This is a genomic window from Winogradskyella litoriviva, from assembly GCF_013249065.1.
Classification (GTDB): Bacteria; Bacteroidota; Bacteroidia; order Flavobacteriales; family Flavobacteriaceae; genus Winogradskyella; species Winogradskyella litoriviva.
In genome coordinates this window covers 559,485-583,674 of record NZ_JABRWQ010000001.1, presented here as the reverse complement: position 1 = coordinate 583,674, position 24,190 = coordinate 559,485, and the positions used below count along the sequence as shown (strand labels likewise).

Genomic DNA, 24,190 nt, shown 5'->3' with positions numbered 1-24,190 from the left:
CTCTGATTAATACCTACAAGGTTTTGGAAACCTTGCAGGTGTTTGTTGTTGTTAGACCTGCTGGGTTTTAAAAACCTGCAAGGTCTTGATTAGTTTTATTCGGCATAACAGTTTCCCCTTTGGGGATTAAGGAGCTTCTTACACCCAATCTACTGGATTTTGCAATACCTTAATTAGTTTTTCTTCCGCACTTCCGGCTTCTGGTTGATGGTCGTAAACCCATTGTACATGTGGTGGTAAACTCATTAGGATACTTTCTATGCGTCCATTAGTTTTCAACCCGAATAATGTGCCTTTATCATGCACTAAATTGAATTCTACATAACGTCCTCTTCTAATTTCTTGCCAGTCGCGTTGAGGTTTGGTGTATTCTAATGCTTTTCGTTTTTCAACAATTGGTACATAAGCTTCTAAGAAACTATCTCCAACTTCGGTTACAAAATCGTACCAGTTTTGCATACTCATCTCGTCTGTGGCTTTGCAATAATCAAAGAATAAACCGCCTAAACCGCGACCTTCATTTCTATGAGCGTTGTAAAAGTATTCATCGCAACGCGACTTGTATTTTGAATAAAATTCCGGGTTATGTTTGTCGCAAGCCGTTTTGCAAGTTTGATGAAAGTGTTTGGCGTCTTCTTCAAATAAGTAGTAAGGCGTTAAATCTTGTCCACCACCAAACCATTGGTCAACAATGTTACCTTCTTTATCATACATTTCAAAATAGCGCCAATTCGCGTGAACCGTTGGAACCATTGGATTTGTAGGATGCAAGACTAAACTTAAACCACAAGCAAAAAAATCAGCATCTTCTACACCGAAGTATTTTTGCATGCTGTCTGGTAATTTTCCATGAACGCCAGAGATATTGACACCACCTTTTTCAAAAACGTTTCCGTTTTCAATTACGCGTGTTCTTCCACCACCACCTTCAGGTCGGTCCCAAAGGTCTTCTTGGAATTTTGCTTTGCCATCTACTTCTTCTAGTTTAGAAGTGATAGTGTCTTGTAATTGGTGTATGTATTTGAAGAATTTGTTTTTGATAATATTGTTGGGTTTAAAACTTACAAGGTCTTTGAGACCTTGTAGATTGTGAGATTTATGATTGTTGTTATTTTGACCTGCAAGGTTTTCAGAACCTTGTAGGTCTTCTATTTTATATTGGTTGTGGACATACTGTAGATTGTTTAAATCACTAAATAAATCCAAACTGTAATTTTTGTCTAAATTAAAGTATTTCGGTGTTTTTTCAAGATGATAAAAAGAATAAGAAGAGAATTTGTAATGTTGCCAATCATTTTTAGGATTACGATGAATGTAACAAAATACAGTTTTAAAATAAGCTTCTGAAGCTATCTTTTTTCGCTTAAAATGTTTTTCGAAAAGACTTCCAGTTCTGTTGTTTTGCTTATTGAATGCTTTAGAGTAAGCATTGAAAAGATTAGAAAAAGCTTGAGTAGCTTCCTTTGTTTCAGCATTAATTTGAATTAGAAAATGAAAATGAATATCTAAAAGACAATAAGCTGAAATTTTTATTTTGTTGTCTAAATATTTTCCTGTTAACTCTAGAAAATAACGTTTGTTTTCATCGGAATTAAAGATATTACAGCCATCAATTCCGCGATTATATATATGATAATAATGGTCTTTTTCTAAAGTTTCTAGTTTCATGGTGTTTTCTCTTAAATACCTACAAGGTTTTGGAAACCTTGCAGGATTATGACATTTGCTATTAGATTTTTAAAACCTGCTAGGTCTGTGTAATTCATATAACTCCATATCCAAAGGTGCTTCTCCATTTGGTGTAAACTCATTGACTAAAGTTTTAATCCATTTAAAATCATTGTTTAAAGCCACCTTTACACTTGGTAAATTGTCTTTGTGTGCAATAATTTGAAGTGTATCTAGACCCAAATTAGTGAATGCATGTTGAGATAGTTGATTAATAGCTTTAGACATTAAGCCTTGCCCTTCAAAAGGATAACCAATGCAGTAGGCGAATTCTCCTTGTTTTATGTTCCAATCGAGTTCCTTGATATAAATAAGTCCTGCGAGTTCTCTAGTTTCAGAATGTTTTAAAGTGAATAGAAATGTTTCTTTGTCTTCAAACTGTTTTACCATTTTTTCAACAAATAGTTGAGATAAGGTTGGGTTTAAATTCTGTTCTAAGGTTTTTGGAAAATAACGTTTTAATCTATCTGCATTTGCCACACACAAATCACAAACCTTCCAAGCGTCGCCTTTATGTATTGGGTTTATTTCGAAATCATTAAATTTTGCAACCATCATACTGTGACGCTATTGTGGTTTAGAGAATTTTCTTGTTCTAATAGATTTACGGTATTTATTGAAGAAGCTGTTACACTCATTGGTAAAACCAAAATTACACCTACAACCGGAATTAATAAAAAGAGCATGAAAACAATACCATTACCAATTGCAATGCCTTTATGTCTTCCAACAAAATTGATGCTTTCTTTATATTTAAAATGTCGTTCTAAAGTATAATCCATATTACTAAAACCTGCATAATAGGCTTGCAATAAAAACAATAATACGGTTGAAAATATATTGACTATTGGAATAAATTTCAATAGTAATAGAGGTGTTGTAAAGAGTAATTCTTTTCCTAAATTTCTAATATTTATTCTAATACCTCTCCATAATTGTTCTTGAAAAGACGTTTTTCTATGGTTGTGTCTTTCTACACCTGTCAAATGTGCTTCAATTTTTTCTGAAACCGGACTCATAAATGGCGCAGAAAAAGCCATGATGATGTGTTTGTATAGAATTAGTCCAATAGCAATAACAACAATGCCACCAATAAATGTAGAAATTGAGGTGAAGGTTTCACTTCCCCATTCCCATGGCCAAATGTTAGCAATAAAACGTCCAATGTTGTCAGATAATCCGTAAGCAGATAACCCAATCATTAAGGCTGTTACAACACTAATTATAATAGGAATGGCGAAGTATTTCCAAAGTTTTAACTGAGAAATTAAAGCAAAAGTTCCGGTATAAGCTTGGATACCTTTTAATATGTTCCTTATCATATTATTGTTTTTGATGATGATTACTTAAAAGACGCAAAAACAGGCTTTAAGTTACAATAATTGATGACTAAACTTGTAATGCTTTAAAAGTTCATTTCAAAATTAAGAATTTAACCACTTTCTTAAAATGAATAAGCCGCCTGAGTTTGAGTTCCTTCCCAATTGGGAAGGCTAGGATGGGCTTTTATATTCTTTAACAGCATCAATAAATGCTTTTGCGTTCTCTAATGGAATATTTGGTAAGATACCATGCCCTAAATTAACGATGTATTTATCTTTTCCAAAGTCGTTAATCATCTGAGTAACCATCTTCTTAATTTCAGCAGGTGGCGAAAATAAACGTGTTGGGTCAAAGTTACCCTGAAGTGTAATATTTCCTCCTGTGAGGTAACGTGCGTTACTTGCAGAACACGTCCAGTCTATACCTAAAGCAGACGCTCCAGATTTGGCCATAGTATCTAAAGCAAACCAACACCCTTTACCAAAGGCGATAACTGGTGCATCGTCTTTTAACGCATCAATGATTTGTTGAATATATTGCCAAGAAAATTCTTGATAATCTACAGGTGATAACATGCCTCCCCAAGAATCAAAAACTTGTACAGCATTACAACCAGCTTTTACTTTTTCCTTTAAATAAGTAATTGTAGTATCTGTAATTTTCTGTAATAATTGATGTGCAGCAATCGGATTTGTAAAACAAAACTCTTTAGCTTTATCAAAGTTTTTAGAGCCTTGTCCTTGGACACAATAACAAAGTATCGTCCATGGTGAACCAGCAAAACCAATTAACGGAATTTCATCGTTTAGTTTTTCTTTAGTCGCTTTAATGGCTTCGTAAACGTAGTTTAAAGCTTCTTTTACATCAGGAACGATTACATTATCCACATCTTTTTGAGAACGAATAGGATTTGGTAAGTAAGGTCCAAAATTAGGTTTCATTTGTACCTCAATATTCATGGCTTGAGGAATCACTAAAATATCTGAAAACAGAATAGCAGCATCCATACCATAACGACGAATCGGTTGTACTGTAATTTCACTTGCTAATTCTGGTGTTTGGCAGCGTGTAAAGAAATCATATTTTGCTTTGATTTCCATAAACTCTGGTAAGTATCTACCAGCTTGACGCATCATCCATACTGGCGGACGTTCTACAGTTTCGCCTTTTAATGCTCTTAAGAATAAATCGTTTTTTATCATCGTTCTGTCATTCCTGCGAAGGCAGGAATCTATTTAATTGTACTTTATTTTTTGGATTCCTGCCTGCGCAGGAATGACAACAGTGGTGCTAACAGCTAAAGGCTAAAAGCCAACAGTTACTCATAAAACGCGTTCACCAATTCCACAACACTTTCCACCAAAGGTACCTTGGCAACTCTTACCTCTTCAAAATACTTTCTAGCTTCTGTTGCAGTGGTTTCGCCAATACAAAATGCAATACCTTTTGCTTTATTCTGTTTTAAGAAACTTTGAACTGTAGATGGACTGTAAAACATTACACCATCTAAATCGCCTTCTACTTTTTCAGCATCAAACTTTGTTTCGTAAGCTTCAACTTCGTTGACTTTTATATTGTTTTCTTCTAAAATATCTGGAATGGTATCTAATCTCAAATTACTACAGAAAAATGTGGCTTCAGAACCATCCATAAATTCAACCATATGATTGGCTAAACCTTTAGCATACTGTTCGTAATGCTTAACTTTTCCTATTTTTTTCTCTACTAAACGCTTCGTTTTTCTACCGACGCAATAAATATTTTTGAATTGTAATTCTACAGCAGAAAAATTAGTCAATAAGGCTTCAACGGCATTCTGACTTGTAATAATCACGTTTTCAATTTCGTTACGAACGATGCTTTTTGTTAATCGATTAGGATTAATTTTTACAGAATCGTTGCTTTGTGCAACCACATCGTCATGAAACTTAGCTACCTGGTCGTTAGTTAATTTTTTAGTGGAATAGATGTTGGTTATTTTGTCGCCTTGTGTTAATTCGTCAATTAGTACTTTACCTCCTTTTCCAATAATATAATCGGCACAGAATTCTGCAATATTGTGATGGCTTCCTAAAGCAGCAACCTTAGTGACTTCAATCTTTTTGGTACCATCTTTACTTAAAAGAATTCCTTTAAAATTAACCTCTTCTTCTTTATTGATGTAACAAATAGCACCAATTGGTGCTGTACAACCACCTTCTAAACGGTTTAGGAATTCGCGTTCAATAGAGGTACAGATTTGAGTGACTTCATCATTAATTTCATTCAAGATTTCTCTTGTTTCTTCATCAGCCTCTAAAGCTGTAATCATTATAGCGCCTTGAGCTGGAGCAGGAATCATCCAACCTAAATTAATTGAATTCTCGGGTGTAATACCTAAGCGACCTAAGCCTGCGCCTGCAAAAATAGCGGCATTCCAATCTTCATTAGTTTCAAGTTTTTCTAATCTAGAATTTACATTACCACGTAAACCAACAATTGTGTGTGTTGGATAACGGTTGAGCCATTGTGCACGTCGTCTTAAACTTCCGGTTGCGATAACGGCATCTCTAGCAGATAAAAACTCTTCATTGTCTTTAAAAACTAAGGTGTCATTGATATTTCCACGTTTTAAAACGGCAGCTTGCACAATTCCTTTTGGTAAAACGGTTGGTACATCTTTTAGTGAATGAACCGCAATATCAATACTACCGTTGAGCATGGCAATATCTAAAGTTCTTGTAAAAACTCCTGTGATTCCGAGTTCGTATAATGGTTTATCTAGAACTAAATCTCCTGTTGATTTTACAGGCACAAGAACGGTTTTATGACCTAAATGTTCAAGTTGAGATTGAACAGTTTTTGCTTGCCACATAGCGAGCTGGCTGTCGCGTGTGCCAATGCGAATTATTTTAGACATTATCGGTAGTTTCTAACTGAAATATTTTTTTGATAAGCTCAATGCTTTCATCTGAAGAATTGCTGTCTTCTCTTAAGTGGTGTGCAAACTGATTAGTAATTTTTTGAATGAGATTATTAGTAATCAATTCGGCTTGGTCTTCATTAAAATCAGCTAATTTTTTGCGTTGTGTATTGAATTCAGAATTTTTAAAATCTGTCAATTTATGTTTTATAGCCTGTATGGTAGGTACAAATTTAAGCGTGTCTAACCATATGTTAAAATCTGCCATTATCTCTTCTATAATTGACTCGGCCGCAGGAATAAATGCTTTTCTTTTTTCTAAAGTGTCATCTGTAATTTTGGCTAAATCATCTAAATGTACCAATGTAATATTAGAAAGGTCTTTAATATCTTCGTTTACATTTTTTGGAATTGATAAATCTAAAACCAATAAAGGTTTTTCGGTTGAAATTAAAGATTTATAAACTGTTGGATTTTGTGCACCAGTGGCAACAATAACAATGTCTGAAACGTTAAGTTCTTCGGTTAAATTCTCATAATCTTTTACAATTAAATTGAATTTGCCTGCAACTTCTTCTGCTTTAGTTTTAGTTCTGTTGATTAATGTAATGTGCGAATTTTTAGTGTGTTTTACTAAATTTTCACAAGTATTTCTACCTATTTTTCCTGTTCCAAAGAGTAGAATGTTCTTTTCTGAAATTGATTCTACGTTGTTCATTATATAGTGAACAGAAGCGAAAGAAACAGATGTTGCACCAGAAGAAAGCTCAGTTTCGTTTTTAATGCGCTTACTTGCCTGAATTACAGAATTCACTAAACGCTCCGTAAATGAATTTAATAATCCGGCTTTACGTGATGCTTTGGCGCCAAACTTAAGCTGACTTATAATTTCAAAATCGCCAAGAATTTGACTATCTAAACCAGAACCAACTCGGAACATGTGGTTAATAGCATCTTTATTTTTGTGAACGTAGGCAACTTCTCTAAATTCTTCAACTGTTCCTTTTGTATTGTCACACAATAATTGAATCAATTGAAAAGGATGTTCTGCAAAACCGTAAAGTTCAGTTCTGTTGCATGTAGAAATAACCACAAGACTTTTTATGCCATTTTGCTTAGCTTGAGACAAAACGTTTTGTTTTGCATCGTCGCTTAAACTAAAATGACCACGTACGCGCGCATCAGCTTTTTTATAGCTGAGACCTATAGCGTAAAAATATTTGCTTCTATTTGGCATGTGTTGCTTTACTCGTTTACCTGACTTATAAAAGTAACAGCGCAAATGTAAATTTGATATTTATAAAAAAATAACGCTAGAGGAACTTTAAGTATCGATTGTGGTTTTTAACTACCTTTTTTTAAGTAAACATGATTATTATCATATTTTTGTAGTAAAATCAAGGCTTTTGACAGCTCTTGTTTAGAACGAATCTAAATAACTTTAAAATGAAATTAGAAAAATCAACGTTAAAAAGTATCGCTACAGGTACTTTTGATGAGGTTAAATTAGAAGAAGGCTTTTTTGTTTTAACTAGCAAAAATGATGGTATCAATACCAAAGTTATTGAACGTGAGATTGATAGCAGTTATATTCAGTTTCATTTTTGTAATAAGGGTTCTGCAGCTTTTATGTTTAATCAAGGAAGTTATACCTTAAATATAAATGAAGAGACCTCTCTTTTGCTTTATAATCCGCAACACGATTTACCAATTCATTTAGAATTACAACCTCATTCTTGGCTAGTTTCCTTGGTTATTTCTATAGAAAAATTTCATGCTCTTTTTTCAGATGATGCCAATTATGTTACGTTTTTAACGGATGATAATAAGGACAAAAAATATTATAAAGATGGTATAATTTCGCCATCAATGGCTGTAGTTTTAAACCAGTTGATTAGTTTTAATCTGAATAGTTCTATTAAGGCATTATATTTTAAAGGTAAGGCATATGAGTTATTAAGCTTGTTTTTTAACCGAAGTGAAGATGCTGATATTGAACAATGTCCTTATTTAGTCGATGAGGTTAATGTAGCGAAACTAAAAAAGGCAAAAGACATTATTATTGCCAATTTGGCTGAGCCACCAACGTTACAAGAATTGGCTGATGAAATAGATTTAAGCCTTAAAAAATTAAAAGAAGGCTTTAAGCAGATTTATGGCGATTCGGTTTTTAGTTTTTTATTTGATTATAAAATGGAAGTGGCGCGTAAACTTTTAGAATCTGGCGATTATAACGTTAACGAAGTTGGCTTAAAAGTGGGTTACAGTACAGGAAGCCATTTTATTGCAGCTTTTAAAAAGAAATTTGGAACTACGCCTAAGAAGTATATTATGGGTTCTAGTTAAATGCTTGTAAGAATTTAAACGGATAAATTTATTATTGGTTTTATTCTTTATTTCGAAAAAAGTGAATAACAGTAATCTCTGAAATTTAAATCGTCTTCTTTTGCTTGTAAAGCAAATCCATTAATTAAACCTAAGCGAATTAATTTTCTAACAAATTTGGGCTCAGTAATGAAAGGTTTATTTTGAATGAAGGTGTTTTCAATATTAATACAATGATTGAATTTTGCAAATAATATTCTTCAGATATATTTGTAATATTATTCTATAATTGTTAATTAAAACCACCCACCTAAATGAGTGGTTTTAATAATATATCTAATTAATAATCATAATAATTATCACGTCCACTTGGTGTTACACGTTCGCGATCCTTGTAGATAGCTAAATTGATAATTTCTGTGTATTGCTCTTCTAGTTCCTTGGTTTTATCTACAATGGTTCCGTAGCTTTCAGATTTAGAATAATAATCTACCACCAATTCTTTTGGGTCTTTTGGTTTAATAAAAGAGATGTAATGTAAGGCTTCAACCTTACCAGAGTAATCATCGTCTTTATCTATTTTAAAGAAATACATTACGGCATTTTTACTGCCTTTGTCGGTAACAAAATCGCGTTTAAATAGAAATTGAATTGAGTCTTTTTCCTTTTCAAAATTAGCATCAGATAACAGCTTAGATTTAGCAAATTGCTGCTGGTTAATTTTAAAGGATTTTAATTTCTTTAAGAGTTTAGCGTCATCTAATTCTTCTAGAAGTAAATATTGATTTTCTTCATCGTCAACCAGCTTTTCGGTTAATTTATGTGGAATGACTTCTTTTGCTTTAGTTAACAATACATAGTATTTAACTAGTGCGTTTGTGTCGTCCACATTCAATAATTTCTCAAAGAAATCTTGCGCAGAACGCTCAGTTCTATACGGGAAAATAAGTCTAACGTAAGTCGATAAAGTGTAAGAGTAAGAATTATAGCCGTAACTATTGTTTCCTAAGCTACGTTTTACTTCAATTTTACCATCATTAATTAATTGGTTTTTATACTTTTTATAAGACTTTGTTTTAACATAACCACTATCTGTAACTCTTGCTAACAAATTATACAAGGGTTGTTTGTATTCTGAAATTGTAGAGTATTCTAGTATTTTAGGAAAAAGTGAGGCCTTTAATTGTAGAGAGTCTTTGCCATAATTATTATAGAACATACTGCTCACACTACCTAATGGTAAGTCGCGTTCCATTAATTCTAAGGCTATTTTATAATTCTCTTGGTTATTAGACTCAAAAAGTCCATCTAAGATTGCGGTTTGTGTCTGTGTATCAGAATAACTGTCGTGATATAACTGTTTAATAAATGGTAAGTTATTTTTTAAATCGATTTTAATCAACTCTCCTACCAAATGAGATTTAATATCTAAGCGCTCTTTATCAAATTCAAAATCTTTAAGTACTGAAACAATGTTTTTACTATTGTGTTTTTTAAATTTAATTAATCCATAAGAGTCTAAAATAATACTGTCTTTAGCTCTTAAGGCTTCAAAAAACTGACCTGTTTTATCTTTAAGTACGCTTTTACCCATAAGGGTGTCTATTGGTGTAAAAGAATCGTAGAATTCTGTAACAAATTGTGAAGGTCCACTTATAGAATCTACCAACGTTTTTAATTCAAAAAGTACGCCTTCTTTTAAAATATTTTTTACCAAAACTTGCTTTGCACTTGCAGAATCTGTGTAAGTAAAATAGTTGGTGTAAATTGAATCTTTTTTTGAGGAAGAACGGTTAGAAATTTTAAAACTTTTATGGGCATTGTAATAATATGGTCCATAATTTACTTTCTTTTCTATCTCAGCCCAAAGACTATCTACATTATGATACATTTGTAAATCATGAAACTTGGTTCTGGACACTGCTATTTGCTCATTGGCATTAGTAGAATATGTGGTTTCATTCACTTTTCTTTCGTAATCTTTATCTTTTTTTCCGCTATTGTAACCATAATTATATGGATTAGGAGCAGGTGCTTTAGAATTGGTATGTACTGAGAAATGTAATGTTGTGTCTATTATTTTATTAAACCCAGAATAATTTGTTTTGTTGAATTTAAATGAGTTGAAAAATTCAGTTTTATCAGCTTCGTTAGTACCAACATAACCCAATAAATAGTAACTACCATTTTTTACAATGGTTTTTAAATGCAAGTTTTTATTAGAAGTAGAATCTAAAAGCGCTTTAGATTCATAAGTTTTATAATCGCCTGCTTTAAAGCCACCATCTACTTCTTGGAGTTTGTAATTTTTGTATAACGCATGATGAAAATATTTAGCTTCAAAACTATCTTCTTCGATATAAGAAATGTCATTTAAAACCGCCTCTTCTAGAAAATAATAAGCATCATTTTTATAGCCCTCAATTAGTTTTTTACCGTAATTATGCATATTACTAGTTACGTAATACTCAGGGAAATCTATTTGAAATTTGTTATTAGGAGAAACAAATAATTGTGTATTGTTTGTTGGTCTTTTGAGTTTTATAGATTCGAATATTTTGTTTTGATGTTTAAGAACAAAATCACTACGACCAGCAAACTTTATAATAATAATCTCTAATGGTGTTTGGTATATGTGGTATTTCTGAAATTCACCTTTCTTGGTTTTATTAACAATACTAATGCCAGGATAAGGTTTGGTTAATTCTTCCTTTTTAATAATATCTCCAGGGATATCTTCATATAATAAATGGTCTATATCTGATAGTGTGATATTCTCCTTTTCATTTGGTAAATAAGTAAAACGACTAATTCTGTTCATGCTTAAATAAGCACCATTAGTCATGTCTGGATCTAAGTAATATTTTTGTCCACCATATGAGAATTCACGTAGTTTATCATACGAGTTAATGCTCAAAAAATTATCTGGAGTACTATGGTTTTTAAGTTCTGGTGCAATAAATAAGCTGTCTAGTTTTGTTTTTTCGGTTTTACTGTAATCTGTTTGCTCAGAAGTTAACGCTTCTACATTATAACCTCTTTTTCGCAACATATTAATCATCCCTTGGTCACCAGGTAAATGCGCTGCGCCAACACCAGCAAAAACAGATTTTGTAGGCATTAATTCTGCCAAAGCAACAACCATATTTTTATTTCTTATGTACAGCATATTTTCTCTGTAGAATTCTGTATTTACACCTGCACCAATTGAATCTAATAAATCTAAATTTCTATCACGATACAGGTTTTCTTGAATTAAATATGGGTTCTCCTTAGCATATAATTTCTGTACCCAAGGATCTAGTTCTTTTTTGTTAGCATTGTAAGCTGCTTTTGTGGTTAAATAACGAGATTCAGCTAAGTCTTCTAAAGCATAGATATCTTTACTGTTTTTCTTTCCGGCTTGAAAAATAAACATATCTAAATATGTTTCCTCTTCAAAATTATCTGAAGCGTAATTTTTTCTGTATAAATAAGCGTTTACAGCATTATTGTCCATTCTAACCGAACCTCTAATTGCCATCTCTTCTGGATGTGTTAACTTAAACAAGTTAGTATAAAACTCATTACTATAATCGCTGTAAGCAGCCATTTGGTCTAACATCATTTCATAATTAAAACCAGGCCACGTTGTTGGGTCAGATTCTAAAGCAATGCATTCACTTTCTTCGAGCGCTTTATAAAACACATCGTCTAATCGGAAAGCCACTTTTTTACTAACGTGCATGGTTCCATAAAGGTAAGATGGTTTTTCAAGGCCATTTCCTGTAATTTTCCAAAGTAAACTCTGATATTGTTGTTGGGAGAAAGCTATTATTGTAAATAAGGTAAGAAATATGGATAGGGTTTTTTTCATAATATATTCGTGTCAAGGCTTGTAAAGATATTTAAATCCTTTAAATAGCCATATAGAATTAGTGAAACTCGTTAAAAAGTAAGAAATATAGTTGTTTATTTATATTAAGATAACCTTAAAAGTTATAAAATATTTGATGATACTATAATAAATAAAACCTATAATAACGATGGCGAAGTATTACAACGAGAGTTGTATTTTTGTATTTGAAAAAGAAAATTATGTCAAAAGGAATTTTATTAGTCAATTTAGGGTCTCCAGATAGCCCAAACCCTAAGGATGTTAAACGTTATTTGGGTGAGTTTTTAATGGATGAACGCGTTATAGATGTACCGCTTTGGGCGAGAACTCTCTTGGTAAAAGGAATTATTTTAAATACTAGGCCAAAAGCATCTGCGGCAGCTTATAAAAAAATATGGTGGAAAGAAGGTTCTCCATTGATTGTTTTGTCTGAGCGCTTACAAGATAAATTACAAGGTAAATTAGAGTATCCTGTTGCATTGGCTATGCGTTATGGTAGCATGACAATTAAAAAGGGCTTACAAGAATTGGTAGATAAAGGTTGTACGGAAATAAAAACAGTTCCGCTTTATCCTCAATTTGCCATGGCAACAACAGAAACCATTGATGTAAAAGTAGATGAACTAGTAGCAGAACATTTTCCGGGTATAAAAATTTCAAGAACACCTGCATTTTACCATCGTAAAGATTATATAAATGTACTCTCTAAGAGTATTGCTGAAACATTAGACGGTTTAGATTATGAACATATTCTCTTTAGCTACCATGGTGTTCCAGAAAGACATATTAGAAAAAGTGATATTACTAACGGTAATTGTAAGATGGATGGCAAATGCTGTTTTAAAAAGGGAAGTAAACAACACGAATTTTGTTATCGTCATCAATGTGAAATTACAACTGTGAATGTTGCTAAAGCATTAGGTTTAAAAAATGGCACGTATTCAACCACATTTCAATCAAGGCTTGGTTTTGACCCATGGTTAAAACCATATACAGATCGTACAATAGAGAGAATGGGTAAGAATGGCACTAAAAAAATGGCTATTGTAACGCCTGCTTTTGTTAGCGATTGTTTAGAGACTTTAGAAGAAATAGCTATGGAAGGAGAAGAAATTTTCCATGAAATGGGAGGAAAGGAATTTACAGTTATCCCTTGTTTAAATGATCGTGAAGATTTTGCTCAAGTATTAGCCAATATTGTAGAGGAATGGGCAACGACTAAAATAGAAGCCGTTTAATGGCAAAAGTATCATCTCAAGAATTAGGGAATCAGCCCATTGGTAAATTACTAATAAAGCAAGCCGTACCTGCATCAATAGGTATTTTGGTGATGTCTCTTAATATCTTGGTAGATACTATTTTTGTTGGTAATTGGATTGGGCCAACAGCCATAGCCGCAATTAATGTAGTGCTTCCAGTTTCATTTTTTATTGCTGCACTTGGTATGGCGATAGGTATTGGAGGTTCTTCAATAATTTCTAGAGCTTTAGGTTCTGACAATTCGGTTAAAGCATTAAAAACATTTGGAAATCAGATTACCCTTACTATTTTGGTAACCGTAACTTTTGTGATTTTTGGCTTATTGTATATTAATGATATTGTACCAGCCTTTGGAGGAAAAGGAACCATTTTTCAACCTGCAAAAACTTATTATAGAATTGTTTTGTATGGCGTGCCAATTTTAGCACTTTGCATGATGGGAAATACCGTCATTAGAGCAGAAGGTAAACCAAAATTCGCCATGTATGCCATGATGTTTCCTTCTGTTGGAAATCTGCTTTTAGATGTATTGTTTATTAATGTGTTTGAATGGGGAATGGCAGGAGCAGCATGGGCAACAACTGGATCTTACATTTTGTGCTTTGTGTTTATTCTTTGGTTTTTTCTATCTAAAAATTCGGAATTAAAAATTAATTTTAAACATCTTGGTTTAGATAAACCTATTGTTAAAGAGATTGGTGCGTTGGGTTTTGTAACCTTAACTAGGCAAGCTATTGTGAGTGTCACTTATTTATTGATGAATAATATTTTATTTGATCTCGGTGGCGAAACTTCTATTACGGCTTATGCCATTGTAGGAAGAATGTTAATGTTTGCTTTGTTTCCGGTGTATGGTATTACTCAAGGTTTTTTACCAATAGCCGGTTTTAATTATGGAGCAGAAAAGTTTGATCGGGTTAAGAAAACTATTATTACTGCTATTAAATATGCAGCTTTACTAGCAACTTTAATATTTGTGTTTTTAATGATTTTTCCAGAAGCTATAACCAAGTTATTTACACAAGATGCAGAGGTACTTTTGGAAACACCTCCAGCGATGCGTTGGGTCTTTGCGGCAACGCCAATTATTGCAGTTCAATTAATTGGTTCTGCGTATTTTCAGGCTGTTGGTAAAGCGATACCTGCGTTATTGTTAACCTTAACGCGTCAAGGGTTTTTCTTTATTCCGTTAATTTTTATTTTGCCCAAATATTATGGTGCATTGGGTGTTTGGATGGCGTTTCCGATTTCCGATGTGCTTTCAACATTAGTAACGGCATATTTTTTACATCGCGAAGTAAAATTAAACCTTAATACTAAAGTTATAGAATAATTATTAATCCGTAATTTTAGTTTTCAAAAGTAAATCAACTTTCAATCTATGATTTTTACAAAATGGAATACTACAACTACATAAAATCCTTACATCTAATATTTGTAATCACTTGGTTTGCAGGTCTATTTTATATTCCTAGATTATTTGTTTATCAGATAGAAGCATTTCATAAACCATCACCAGAAAAAGAAATTTTAGGCAAGCAACTAAAGCTAATGTCTAAACGTTTGTGGTACATTATTACATGGCCTTCTGCAGTACTAGCAACATTATTTGCTATTTGGTTAATGATTTTAATGCCAAGTTGGTTTCAAATGGGTTGGATGCACATAAAGCTACTCTTTGTTCTTCTACTTTTTATTTATCACTATAAAACACATGTTTATTATAAGCAACTTCAAAATGATGAAGTTAAGGTCACTTCTAGTTTTATGCGTATCTGGAATGAAGGTGCAACATTTATTCTATTTGCCGTTGTTTTTTTAGTGATACTTAAAAGTTCTATTAATTGGGTTTTTGGAATTGTTGGTATGGTTGTTCTGGGAGTCTTAATTATGTTAGGTTTTAAATTGTACAAAAATATTAGGTCTAAAAATCCGGATGCTTAATTTTTTTAATAGAATTTTCAAATTTAAAAATACACTAACGCCTTTGGATTGATTATTGCTATATTTAAACTTATAATTCAGAAAAAAAATCAGCTTTCAAGCATATTCCAATGATAAAAAAACGTCTGTCCTTAAGAGCTCGAATCATTTTAAACATGATACTTTTGGTATTGGTTGCGTCGGTTTTAATAGCTGCTGTAACCATTTATCAATATAGAGAAGAAGCTAAGGATTACCACGTAGAACGATTAGAGCGAAAGGAAAAAGCCATTAAACAGAGTATAGATTTTGTTATAAGAGAAACAACTTACCCTGTTACTACTGAGAATATTCCACTGATATTTAAAGATCAAATTTTTGATATTGATGCCATACACAACCTACAAATTAACCTTTACGACTTAGATGGTCAATTATTAAAAAGTTCTAAACGAACAATTCATCGAGACACAACAGATACTTGTATAAAACCCGAAATTTTAAATAATTTAGCTAATACAATAGATCATAGGTATGTGTTTAAAAATGTTGAAGCAGGACAAACCTTTCAATCCTCTTATACCTATATAACAGATGAGAAGTTTAAAAATTTAGCGATCTTAAACTTACCTTATTTAGAAAATGATGATTTTTTAAATAAGGAACTAAAAGAATTTTTAATGCGTTTAGCTTTAGCTTATTTAGTGTTAATTATTGTCGCCATTATTTTCGCTTATTTTATATCTAATTTTATCACCAAATCTCTAAGAACCATTAGTGATAAGATGAATGAAACACGTTTAGAAAAGCGGAATAAAAAAATACAAATAGAATCTACAAGTGAAGAAATTGAAGCCTTAGTTAATGCCTATAATAGTATGATTGATGAGTTAGAAGCTAGTGCTGTTATTTTGGCCACAAATGAGCGAGAACAAGCTTGGCGAGAAATGGCAAAACAAGTTGCCCATGAGATTAAAAATCCATTAACACCAATGCGATTAACGGTTCAGAGTTTTCAACGTAAGTTTAATCCCGAAGATGAGAATATTCACCAAAAGGTAAATGAATATAGTAATACCTTAATTCAGCAAATAGACATAATGAGTTCTATTGCTTCAGCATTTTCTAATTTTGCTAAGATGCCTGCTCAAAAAAGTGAAAACCTTAATGTGGTAAATATTGTAAAATTAGCCCTCGATATTTTCAATGAAAATTATATTGAATTTCATTCTGAAGAAGAAGAAATTATTGCAAAATTTGATAGAACTCAGTTAATACGAGTAGTAACCAATTTGGTTAAAAACGGTATTCAATCAATTCCTAGTGAGACTGAAACCCCAAAAATTAAAGTCCATGTTTTTAGCAAAGGTGATGCTGTAAATATTACCATAGAAGATAATGGAACAGGAATTGCGGAAGACACAAAATCGAAAATATTTGAACCTAAATTTACAACCAAATCAAGCGGAATGGGATTAGGTTTAGCAATGGTAAAAAATATTGTGGAAACTTATAAAGGAAGTATTACCTTTACCTCACAATTAGGAGAAGGGACGATTTTTACAGTTTCATTTCCTAAAAATCAATAAAATTTACTGTCATTACAGGCTCTAAGAATTTAAGAGATTATTTTTTTGCAATTAGATTTATACATTTAGTGGTCTAAAAACAGAAAATTCCCTTTTTTGGTAGAATTAAAACATACTTAAATGAACTACGATAATATATTAGTCGACTATTTTAATGGTATTACAACCATAAAAATTAATAGACCCAAAAAACTAAATGCTCTAAATAGAGATACAATTCAAGAGTTACATAACGCCTTTGATGATGCTAATAATAATGAAGATACCAAAGTTATTATAATAACAGGAAGTGGAGAAAAAGCTTTTGTTGCAGGCGCAGACATTAGTGAATTTGCAGATTTTAGTGTTAAGGAAGGTGGTAAATTAGCAGCGGAAGGACAGAAATTATTATTTGATTTTATAGAAAATTTACAAACACCAGTAATTGCAGCTGTTAATGGGTTTGCTCTTGGTGGAGGATTAGAATTAGCCATGGCAAGTCATTTTAGAATTGCAAGTACAAATGCAAAAATGGGATTACCAGAAACGTCACTTGGCGTTATTCCTGGTTATGGTGGTACCCAACGTTTACCTCAATTAGTAGGTAAAGGCAGAGCAATGGAAATGATAATGACAGCCGGAATGATTGATGCTAACCAAGCATTGAACTACGGTTTAGTAAATCATGTAGTAGCTCAAGATGAATTAGTGCCATTTGCAGAAAAGTTAGCTGGTAAAATAATGCGCAATTCATCGGTTGCTATTGGTAAAGCAATAAAAGCAATTAATGCCAATTATAAAGACGGAAAAGATGGTTATAAAATTGAAATAAAGCAATTTGGAAAATGCTTTGGTACTGAAGATTTTGTAGAAGGTACAACTGCTTTTTTAGAAAAGCGAAAGGCTGATTTTCCTGGTAAATAGAAATCTGTAATAAATTTATTTTACCACAGATTTCTTTAGTCCTATTTTACTAAGATAATAAATAGGTGCTACTAAAATGAAGCTAGCTACTAAAAGCGGACTCATAATTAGCAATTGTATTTTGTAAATTTTGAACATAATTTTTAGTGTTTATTTTTGACAAATGTATTGTCTCATTTTAATCTGAAAAACACTTTTTTTACCTGATAACTAGACACAATTAACTCTTTTTGGCTAAACTTCTCATTTTGCATAATTATGTATATTAATTATGGTTAAAACTACAAGCTGTAGCTATGTTGAATATAATTTCATACTAATTTTAAAGTATGAAAAATTCCAAATCTAAAATTAAAGGTAGAGGTGCTCAGAAAAATATTCACAACCGTTTTTTTGAATATTCTCATGAAATAAGAAAGGATTTCTTAGAATTCTGTAATAAAGAAGGAGAACTAGCAGACAAAAACAGAACACAATATCTTAGTGTATTTCCAAAAACCATTGTTAATAAAGTGACGAGTCCAGATGTTGGTATGGCTTATTCTATGAATATGTACCAAGGTTGTGAACATGGATGCATTTATTGTTATGCTCGTAATACACATGAGTTTTGGGGTTATAGTCCAGGCTTAGATTTTGAACGCAAGATTTTAGTTAAAAAAGAGGCACCAAAACTGTTAGAGACCTTTTTAAAAAAGAAAAGTTGGAAAGCGCAAACTATTGTGATGTCTGGTAATACAGATTGTTATCAGCCTGCTGAAAAGAAATTTCAAATAACAAAAAAATGCTTAGAGGTATTTTTAAAGTATAAGCATCCTGTAGGAATAATAACTAAAAATGCTTTAATATTAAGAGATTTGGATATTTTGAAAGCCTTAGCAAAGGATAATTTAGTAGCAGTAAACATTTCTATTACATCATTATCTGAAGATACCAGGCGAATTTTAGAACCTAGAACAACAACTATAGAACGACGATTACATGCAGTAAAAGTGTTGAGCGATGTAGGGATTCCTGTTAATGTAATGTTAGCGCCAATCATTCCATCAATTAATAGTCACGAGATATTACCAGTTGCAAAGGCAGTTTCAGACGCAGGAGGCTTGGCTCTGTCTCACACAATTGTAAGGTTAAATGGTGCGATTGGTGAGATTTTTACAGATTGGATACAAAAAACAATGCCAGATAGCGCAAATAAAGTTTTAAGTCAAATTGAAAATTGCCATGGAGGAACATTAAATGAAAGCAGATTTGGCAAACGTATGCATGGAGAAGGGCAAATAGCAAAACAAATTAATGATTTGGTAAAATTAGCTAAACGTAAGTATTTTAAAGATAAGACTATGCCAGTACTAAATACAGGTCTTCATCAGGCTTATAAAACAGGACAATTAAAATTGTTTTAAACAAAAAAAAGTGGGTTCTCTACTACCCACTTTTTTAACTAAATAAATAAACTAATAATATATAAACAACAATTTATATTCTTAACTATAAATGACTATTAAGTCGTTAGACTTATTATTGATTGTGTAATTTCTCTTAAAGAGCGTCATTTAATTTTACTTACACAAGGCTTAAAATTCTTTTGTCTTAATAGAACTTATTACCTTAATACTTTATTAAGTATATAAACAAAGATATAAGCTATTGAGGTCTTAAAAAACATCGATTTTGCCATAATTATATACTCAATTAACAAATAGCAGGTTTTTAGTTAAATAATATGCTTAATTAAGTGTATAAATCATTAATTAATCAATTTTATTTGTAGTGTATAATTTTATACAAAAAAAGTGGTTGCTATTGCAACCACTTTTTACTTAACATTAGGGATTTAAGTTGGTTTAGATTTTGAAGTTATTTATAAAAACTCGACCGTTAGATGTTATAATAGTTGTGTAACTACCTTTAGCGTTTTTATCTAATTTGTAAGCTCGGTTTAGAACTGAATCTCCTTCTACATTTTCAGAGTGTATTAGATTACCTTCAAAATAAAGTTCTACGGTCATGCCTTGTTTATCTAAATCTAATTTAGAAATTAAAACTGAAGAGTTTTGATTTCTAACTACTGGTTTATAAATGATTTTTTTGTTTGCATCTACAATAGAAACGATATTTTGGTTAACTTTTATAGTACTAATTTCAATTTTAAAACCATTAGTTACTTCTACATCATAGGTGCCGTTTTTTAATTGTGAAAAATCATAAAGAGAAGTTAAGTTTCCGCTATAATTAACCTCTCCACTATAGATAACTTCTCCGTAAGCATCTGATACAGAAATTTGATTTCCTTTGTTTAAGTAAGTAATAGAAGATTTAACTTCTAACTTTTCGTTTGCGTAGCTTGTACATGTTCCTAACATTACAGCTAATACTAAAATGTTTTTAAATACTGTTCTCATAATAATAATGTATTTAGTGATTACTAATACAAATGTATAGGGTATTGTGACTTCAAAAAACATCAATTTTATTCAATTTATATGCATTATTAACCGATATAGGTTTGTGTCATTACAATAGGGTTAATTTAGAATATATTTAGGGTAATTGCATTTAGTCTTAATATTTTAAGTTATTTAAAATGTTAATTTAGAAGCTAGCAATTAAAAGGAAATAATATAATAGAATTAGATTTTAGAGTTTATTCTGTTTTCTTGTTCTATTGATTGTGGATAAAATTAGGTACTGGAGAAAAATATAAGGATTAGATATATAAAAACGATACTTTAGTAAGATATAAAACTAAAAAAGTGGGCTCTTAAAAGGCCCACTTTTTGACTAATAAACTAATATATAAACAACAATTTATATTGTAAAATGCTCAACAAAAACTCTACCTTCAGCTTTTACGATGGCAGTGTAACTACCACTTTGAGATTCGTCTAATTTGTAAACACGGTTTAAAACTTCATCACCCTTTACAGTTTCAGTATGAATTAATTCATTTTCATAATAAAGTTTAACTTCCATTTTCTTAGCTTCAAAAGCTAATTTTGTAATAATCACTTTTTCATTTTCTATTCTAAACACTGGCTTGTATATTTTTACTCCAGAAACGTTTGAATAAGATACTAAGTTGTTTTTTACTTTAATAGTAGTCACTTCTATTTCAAAACCTTTTGTAATTTCTGCAGTATACTTACCATCTTTTAATTGCGAAAAATCAAAAAGTCTAGTTAAATTTCCGTTGTACTTTATTGTTCCTTTATAAATCATTTCACCTGATTCATCATATACAGAAATTTCTTGACCCTTCTTTACATGCTTATAAGTTGTTGCAACTTTTAAGGTTTCGTTGGCGTAGCTATTATATGATCCTAATACTACAGCTAATACTAAAATGTTTCTAAATAAATTTTTCATAATGTTTTCAATTTTTTGGGGTTAAAACCTAATGCTTCTTTTTCTAAGCAATCCGTTTAATTAATTGTACACTGCAAATCTATAGGAGCTTTTAGTTGTAAAAAACATCAATTTTGGTAATTATATATTCAAAATTAACCTAAGACATGTTAATAAAACCATAAAGGGTTAATATTGTATATATTATTGATAATTTTATATAGTATGTCATTATAAATAGGTTTAACTTTGTATATAATGAAATTGAAATGAAACCAAGAAAACCTACATTAGAAAAAATAAGCCCGGAGTTTGGAAGTTCATTATTAGTTAAGAAACATAAGATGGATGTGTACAAGGGTGAAACAAAACCATTTTGGCATTTTCATCCTGAGATAGAGCTTGTATATGTTAATAAAGGCCAAGGAAAGCGTCATATTGGCAATCATTTATCTTATTTTAATAATAGTCAGTTATTATTAATAGGACCTAACTTACCTCATAATGGTTTTACGGATCGATTAACCATTAACGGTTCTGAAACCTTAATACAGTTTAAGCCTGAGTTTTTAGGAAATCATTTTTTTGATATACCAGAAATGGGTAAAATTAATCGACTATTTGAACGATCAAAAAAGGGAATTTTATTTGGGATAAAAACAAAACAAAAACTAGGTCCTAAAATTGAAAAACTAAATGAGAAAGAAGGATTTAAAAAAATCTTGATTTTATTAGAAGTTTTGCATGGTTTAGCAAAAGCTGAAGATTATACCTTATTAAATGTAGATGGCTTTGCGTTTGAAACCGAACCACAAGATAGTGCTAAGATAGATATTGTCTTTAAACATGTCAATGAAAATTTTAAAGAGCACATTAGTTTAGATGAAATCTCAGAGAAGGTTAGTATGACGGTACCTGCTTTTTGTCGTTACTTTAAAAAAGTAACGGGAAAGACGTTTACAAAGATGGTAAATGAGTACAGGGTTGTACATGCAACAAAATTACTGTCGGAAAGCCAAATGAGTATTGCGGATGTTAGTTTTGAGTGTGGCTTTAATAATTTTTCGCATTTCAATAAGCTATTCAAAGAGTTTACTGGCAAAAGTGCTTCAAAATATAGAAGTGAGTTAAAACTAATGGTTCAATAATTTAATCGTAATAGTTGTGGAAGATAAAATTGATATTACAATTGCTTATTATACTAAAAAAGGTCAGGATATTATAGATACTGTAAACTCTAGCGATAATTTAACAGCAGATCAAATTATTCAATATGGTGAGGAGATGGCTATTATTGAATACAAGTTAACAGCCCTAGAAGTAGCAAAGGAAAATTAAGGCCTTTTATTTTTCACCATTCCACTCTGCGTAAAACTGATTTAAGAAATTTTTCATGTAGTTGTGTCTTTCTAATGCAATTCGTTTTCCAGTCTTTGTATTCATCTGATCTTTTAAAAGCAAAAGTTTTTCATAGAAATGATTAATTGTTGGCGCATCAGAGTTTTTATATTGCAACTTTGTCATGTTAAGATTTGGCTTTATCTCTGGATTATAGAGTGATCTATTTTTAAAACCACCATAATTAAAGCAACGTGCAATACCAATAGCTCCAATAGCATCTAAGCGATCGGCATCTTGTACTACTTCCATTTCCCTGGAAGTAAATCTTGTATTTAAATCAAAGGAATTTTTAAAGGACATGTTATCTATAATCTTAGAAACATGCTCAATGATTTCACTATCTACATTTTCACTCAATAAAAATTTACTAGCTATTTTACTACCAATGGTTTCGTCTCCATCATTAAATTTAGAATCGGCAATATCATGCAATAGTGCTGCTAAGGCAACAATAATGGTATTTACATCTTCTTGCTTTGCAATTAACAAACTGTTGTTATAAACTCGCTCTATATGAAACCAATCGTGTCCACCTTCAGCATGTTTAAGTTTGGTTTTAACAAAATTAATAGTAGACGCAATGAGTTTTGTTTCAGAAATCGTCATTCTAATTGATTATGCTGGATCTACCCACTTAAATTGAAACGAATTTTCTGGAATCTTCATACGTTCGGATAAACGATACATTCTAGGAGGTAATTTCATTAAGTAATCTCTAGCTCTTTCCGCTTCATCTGTAAGACTTGTAATTTTGTCAATTTCCCAACGATTAATAAGTTTTTGTAAAATGTCTACATAGTCGTTAGAAGTATAAACGCCAATACGTTGTGCGGTAAAAGAAAATTCCTCAAAAGCGGCACCAATACTTTCACCAGATTCTCTTAAAAAGTGAGCTGGCATGGCAATTTTACGCTTCATCATGTCGTAAAAGGCCATCATCATTTGGCTTGGATCTACAGCAAAAATGCGTTCAACAAATTCTGAATATGCATGGTGGTGTCTCATTTCATCACCTGCTATAATTTTACACATTTTAGCCAATTGCTTATTTCCTTTTTGTTTTGCGATTTTAGCTACACGATTATGAGAAATGTATGTTGCTAATTCTTGAAAACTGGTATAAACAAAGTTTTTATATGGATCTCTACCTGTACCAATATCAAAACCATCATTAATTAAATATTGCGTTGTTTTTTCAATTTCGCGCATATTTACGCGTCCAGATAAGTATAAATATTTATTTAAAACATCACCATGTCTATTTTCTTCTCCTGTCCAATGTCTTAACCATGTAGACCAACCGTTTCGTTCTACTTGGTCAATACCTTCAACATCCATTAACCAAGATTCATAACTTGGTAAGGCTTCTTCTGTAATCATATCACCAACTAAAACCACCCAAAAATCATAAGGTAATTCTTTAGAAAGTTCTCTTATTTCTCTAACATCTTCGAAAAATGTGTCTTTTGTAGAATCGGGTAAGAAATCGGTAGGCTGCCAAATTTTTTCAACAGGTATTAAATATTTTTCAATAAGTGATTGTACATCTTTTTCGAGATGTTGCATCACTTCCAATCTTACATTTTTCAATGACATATTTTATAGTAGTTT

Annotated in this window: 20 protein-coding genes; 9 read left to right on the top strand and 11 right to left on the bottom strand. The window is 31.5% G+C overall.

Annotation, left to right across the window (positions count from 1 at the left end; all coding sequences use genetic code 11):
* Positions 1–138 precede the first annotated feature (138 nt).
* The 6 genes from hemF to hemA all read right to left on the bottom strand — a co-directional run bounded on the left by hemF (position 139) and on the right by hemA (position 7,190).
* Positions 139–1,041, bottom strand: a complete 903-nt coding sequence (gene hemF / locus HNV10_RS17200; RefSeq protein WP_173300049.1) for an oxygen-dependent coproporphyrinogen oxidase — start codon at positions 1,039–1,041, stop codon at positions 139–141.
* Between the two features lie 696 nt (positions 1,042–1,737).
* A complete protein-coding gene (locus HNV10_RS02440) occupies positions 1,738–2,286 on the bottom strand; it encodes a GNAT family N-acetyltransferase (RefSeq protein ID WP_241695443.1) in 549 nt (182 codons plus the stop codon).
* The gene (locus HNV10_RS02435) at positions 2,283–3,050 is read right to left on the bottom strand and encodes an EI24 domain-containing protein (protein ID WP_173299733.1); all 768 of its coding nucleotides are present in this window, start codon (positions 3,048–3,050) and stop codon (positions 2,283–2,285) included. Before HNV10_RS02435 ends, HNV10_RS02440 begins: the two co-directional genes overlap by 4 nt.
* Positions 3,051–3,221: 171 nt before the next feature.
* Positions 3,222–4,253: a uroporphyrinogen decarboxylase gene (gene hemE, locus HNV10_RS02430; protein ID WP_173299732.1), complete on the bottom strand. Its 1,032-nt coding sequence runs from the start codon at positions 4,251–4,253 to the stop codon at positions 3,222–3,224.
* Between the two features lie 116 nt (positions 4,254–4,369).
* The gene (hemC, locus tag HNV10_RS02425) at positions 4,370–5,950 is read right to left on the bottom strand and encodes a hydroxymethylbilane synthase (RefSeq protein WP_173299731.1); all 1,581 of its coding nucleotides are present in this window, start codon (positions 5,948–5,950) and stop codon (positions 4,370–4,372) included.
* The gene (gene hemA / locus HNV10_RS02420; RefSeq protein WP_173299730.1) at positions 5,943–7,190 is read right to left on the bottom strand and encodes a glutamyl-tRNA reductase; all 1,248 of its coding nucleotides are present in this window, start codon (positions 7,188–7,190) and stop codon (positions 5,943–5,945) included. Before hemA ends, hemC begins: the two co-directional genes overlap by 8 nt.
* Before the next feature lie 209 nt (positions 7,191–7,399).
* On the opposite strand from hemA, the gene HNV10_RS02415 reads away from it, so the two are divergent.
* Positions 7,400–8,299 carry an AraC family transcriptional regulator gene (locus HNV10_RS02415; protein WP_173299729.1) on the top strand — a complete coding sequence of 300 codons (900 nt, stop codon included), beginning with the start codon at positions 7,400–7,402 and terminating at the stop codon, positions 8,297–8,299.
* A gap of 319 nt (positions 8,300–8,618) precedes the next feature.
* Here the strand turns inward: HNV10_RS02415 and HNV10_RS02410 are convergent, their stop codons facing one another.
* Complete coding sequence (locus HNV10_RS02410) at positions 8,619–12,134, bottom strand: TraB/GumN family protein (protein ID WP_173299728.1); 3,516 nt, start codon at positions 12,132–12,134, stop codon at positions 8,619–8,621.
* 221 nt (positions 12,135–12,355) lie between these two features.
* Here HNV10_RS02410 and hemH point away from each other — a divergent pair, with 221 nt between their 5' ends.
* From hemH to HNV10_RS02380, 6 genes are all read left to right on the top strand, one after another.
* Positions 12,356–13,393 carry a ferrochelatase gene (hemH, locus tag HNV10_RS02405; protein ID WP_173299727.1) on the top strand — a complete coding sequence of 346 codons (1,038 nt, stop codon included), beginning with the start codon at positions 12,356–12,358 and terminating at the stop codon, positions 13,391–13,393.
* On the top strand, positions 13,393–14,748 hold the full coding sequence (locus HNV10_RS02400; RefSeq protein ID WP_173299726.1) for an MATE family efflux transporter: 1,356 nt from the start codon (positions 13,393–13,395) through the stop codon (positions 14,746–14,748). The genes hemH and HNV10_RS02400 overlap by 1 nt, the downstream gene beginning before the upstream one ends.
* A 62-nt stretch (positions 14,749–14,810) precedes the next feature.
* Positions 14,811–15,359, top strand: coding sequence for a CopD family protein (locus tag HNV10_RS02395; RefSeq protein WP_173299725.1), 549 nt, complete (start codon positions 14,811–14,813; stop codon positions 15,357–15,359).
* A gap of 155 nt (positions 15,360–15,514) precedes the next feature.
* Positions 15,515–16,927 (top strand): sensor histidine kinase, encoded by a 1,413-nt coding sequence (locus tag HNV10_RS02390; protein ID WP_173300047.1) that lies wholly within the window; start codon positions 15,515–15,517, stop codon positions 16,925–16,927.
* Between the two features lie 120 nt (positions 16,928–17,047).
* Positions 17,048–17,830, top strand: a complete 783-nt coding sequence (locus tag HNV10_RS02385; protein ID WP_173299724.1) for an enoyl-CoA hydratase/isomerase family protein — start codon at positions 17,048–17,050, stop codon at positions 17,828–17,830.
* A gap of 329 nt (positions 17,831–18,159) precedes the next feature.
* Positions 18,160–19,236 (top strand): PA0069 family radical SAM protein, encoded by a 1,077-nt coding sequence (locus HNV10_RS02380; protein WP_173299723.1) that lies wholly within the window; start codon positions 18,160–18,162, stop codon positions 19,234–19,236.
* 441 nt (positions 19,237–19,677) lie between these two features.
* Here HNV10_RS02380 and HNV10_RS02375 read toward each other — a convergent pair whose 3' ends face one another.
* Together HNV10_RS02375 and HNV10_RS02370 are read right to left on the bottom strand one after the other, a co-directional pair.
* Positions 19,678–20,235 (bottom strand): hypothetical protein, encoded by a 558-nt coding sequence (locus HNV10_RS02375; RefSeq protein ID WP_173299722.1) that lies wholly within the window; start codon positions 20,233–20,235, stop codon positions 19,678–19,680.
* 406 nt (positions 20,236–20,641) lie between these two features.
* On the bottom strand, positions 20,642–21,199 hold the full coding sequence (locus tag HNV10_RS02370) for a hypothetical protein (RefSeq protein WP_173299721.1): 558 nt from the start codon (positions 21,197–21,199) through the stop codon (positions 20,642–20,644).
* Between the two features lie 248 nt (positions 21,200–21,447).
* On the opposite strand from HNV10_RS02370, the gene HNV10_RS02365 reads away from it, so the two are divergent.
* On the top strand, positions 21,448–22,326 hold the full coding sequence (locus HNV10_RS02365; RefSeq protein ID WP_173299720.1) for an AraC family transcriptional regulator: 879 nt from the start codon (positions 21,448–21,450) through the stop codon (positions 22,324–22,326).
* A 16-nt stretch (positions 22,327–22,342) separates the two neighbouring features.
* On the top strand, positions 22,343–22,516 hold the full coding sequence (locus tag HNV10_RS02360) for a hypothetical protein (RefSeq protein ID WP_173299719.1): 174 nt from the start codon (positions 22,343–22,345) through the stop codon (positions 22,514–22,516).
* Positions 22,517–22,522: 6 nt separating this feature from the next.
* On the opposite strand, the gene HNV10_RS02355 is transcribed toward HNV10_RS02360, so the two are convergent.
* Complete coding sequence (locus HNV10_RS02355; RefSeq protein WP_173299718.1) at positions 22,523–23,185, bottom strand: HD domain-containing protein; 663 nt, start codon at positions 23,183–23,185, stop codon at positions 22,523–22,525.
* Between the two features lie 9 nt (positions 23,186–23,194).
* Positions 23,195–24,175, bottom strand: coding sequence for an acyl-ACP desaturase (locus HNV10_RS02350; protein WP_173299717.1), 981 nt, complete (start codon positions 24,173–24,175; stop codon positions 23,195–23,197).
* Positions 24,176–24,190: the final 15 nt, after the last annotated feature.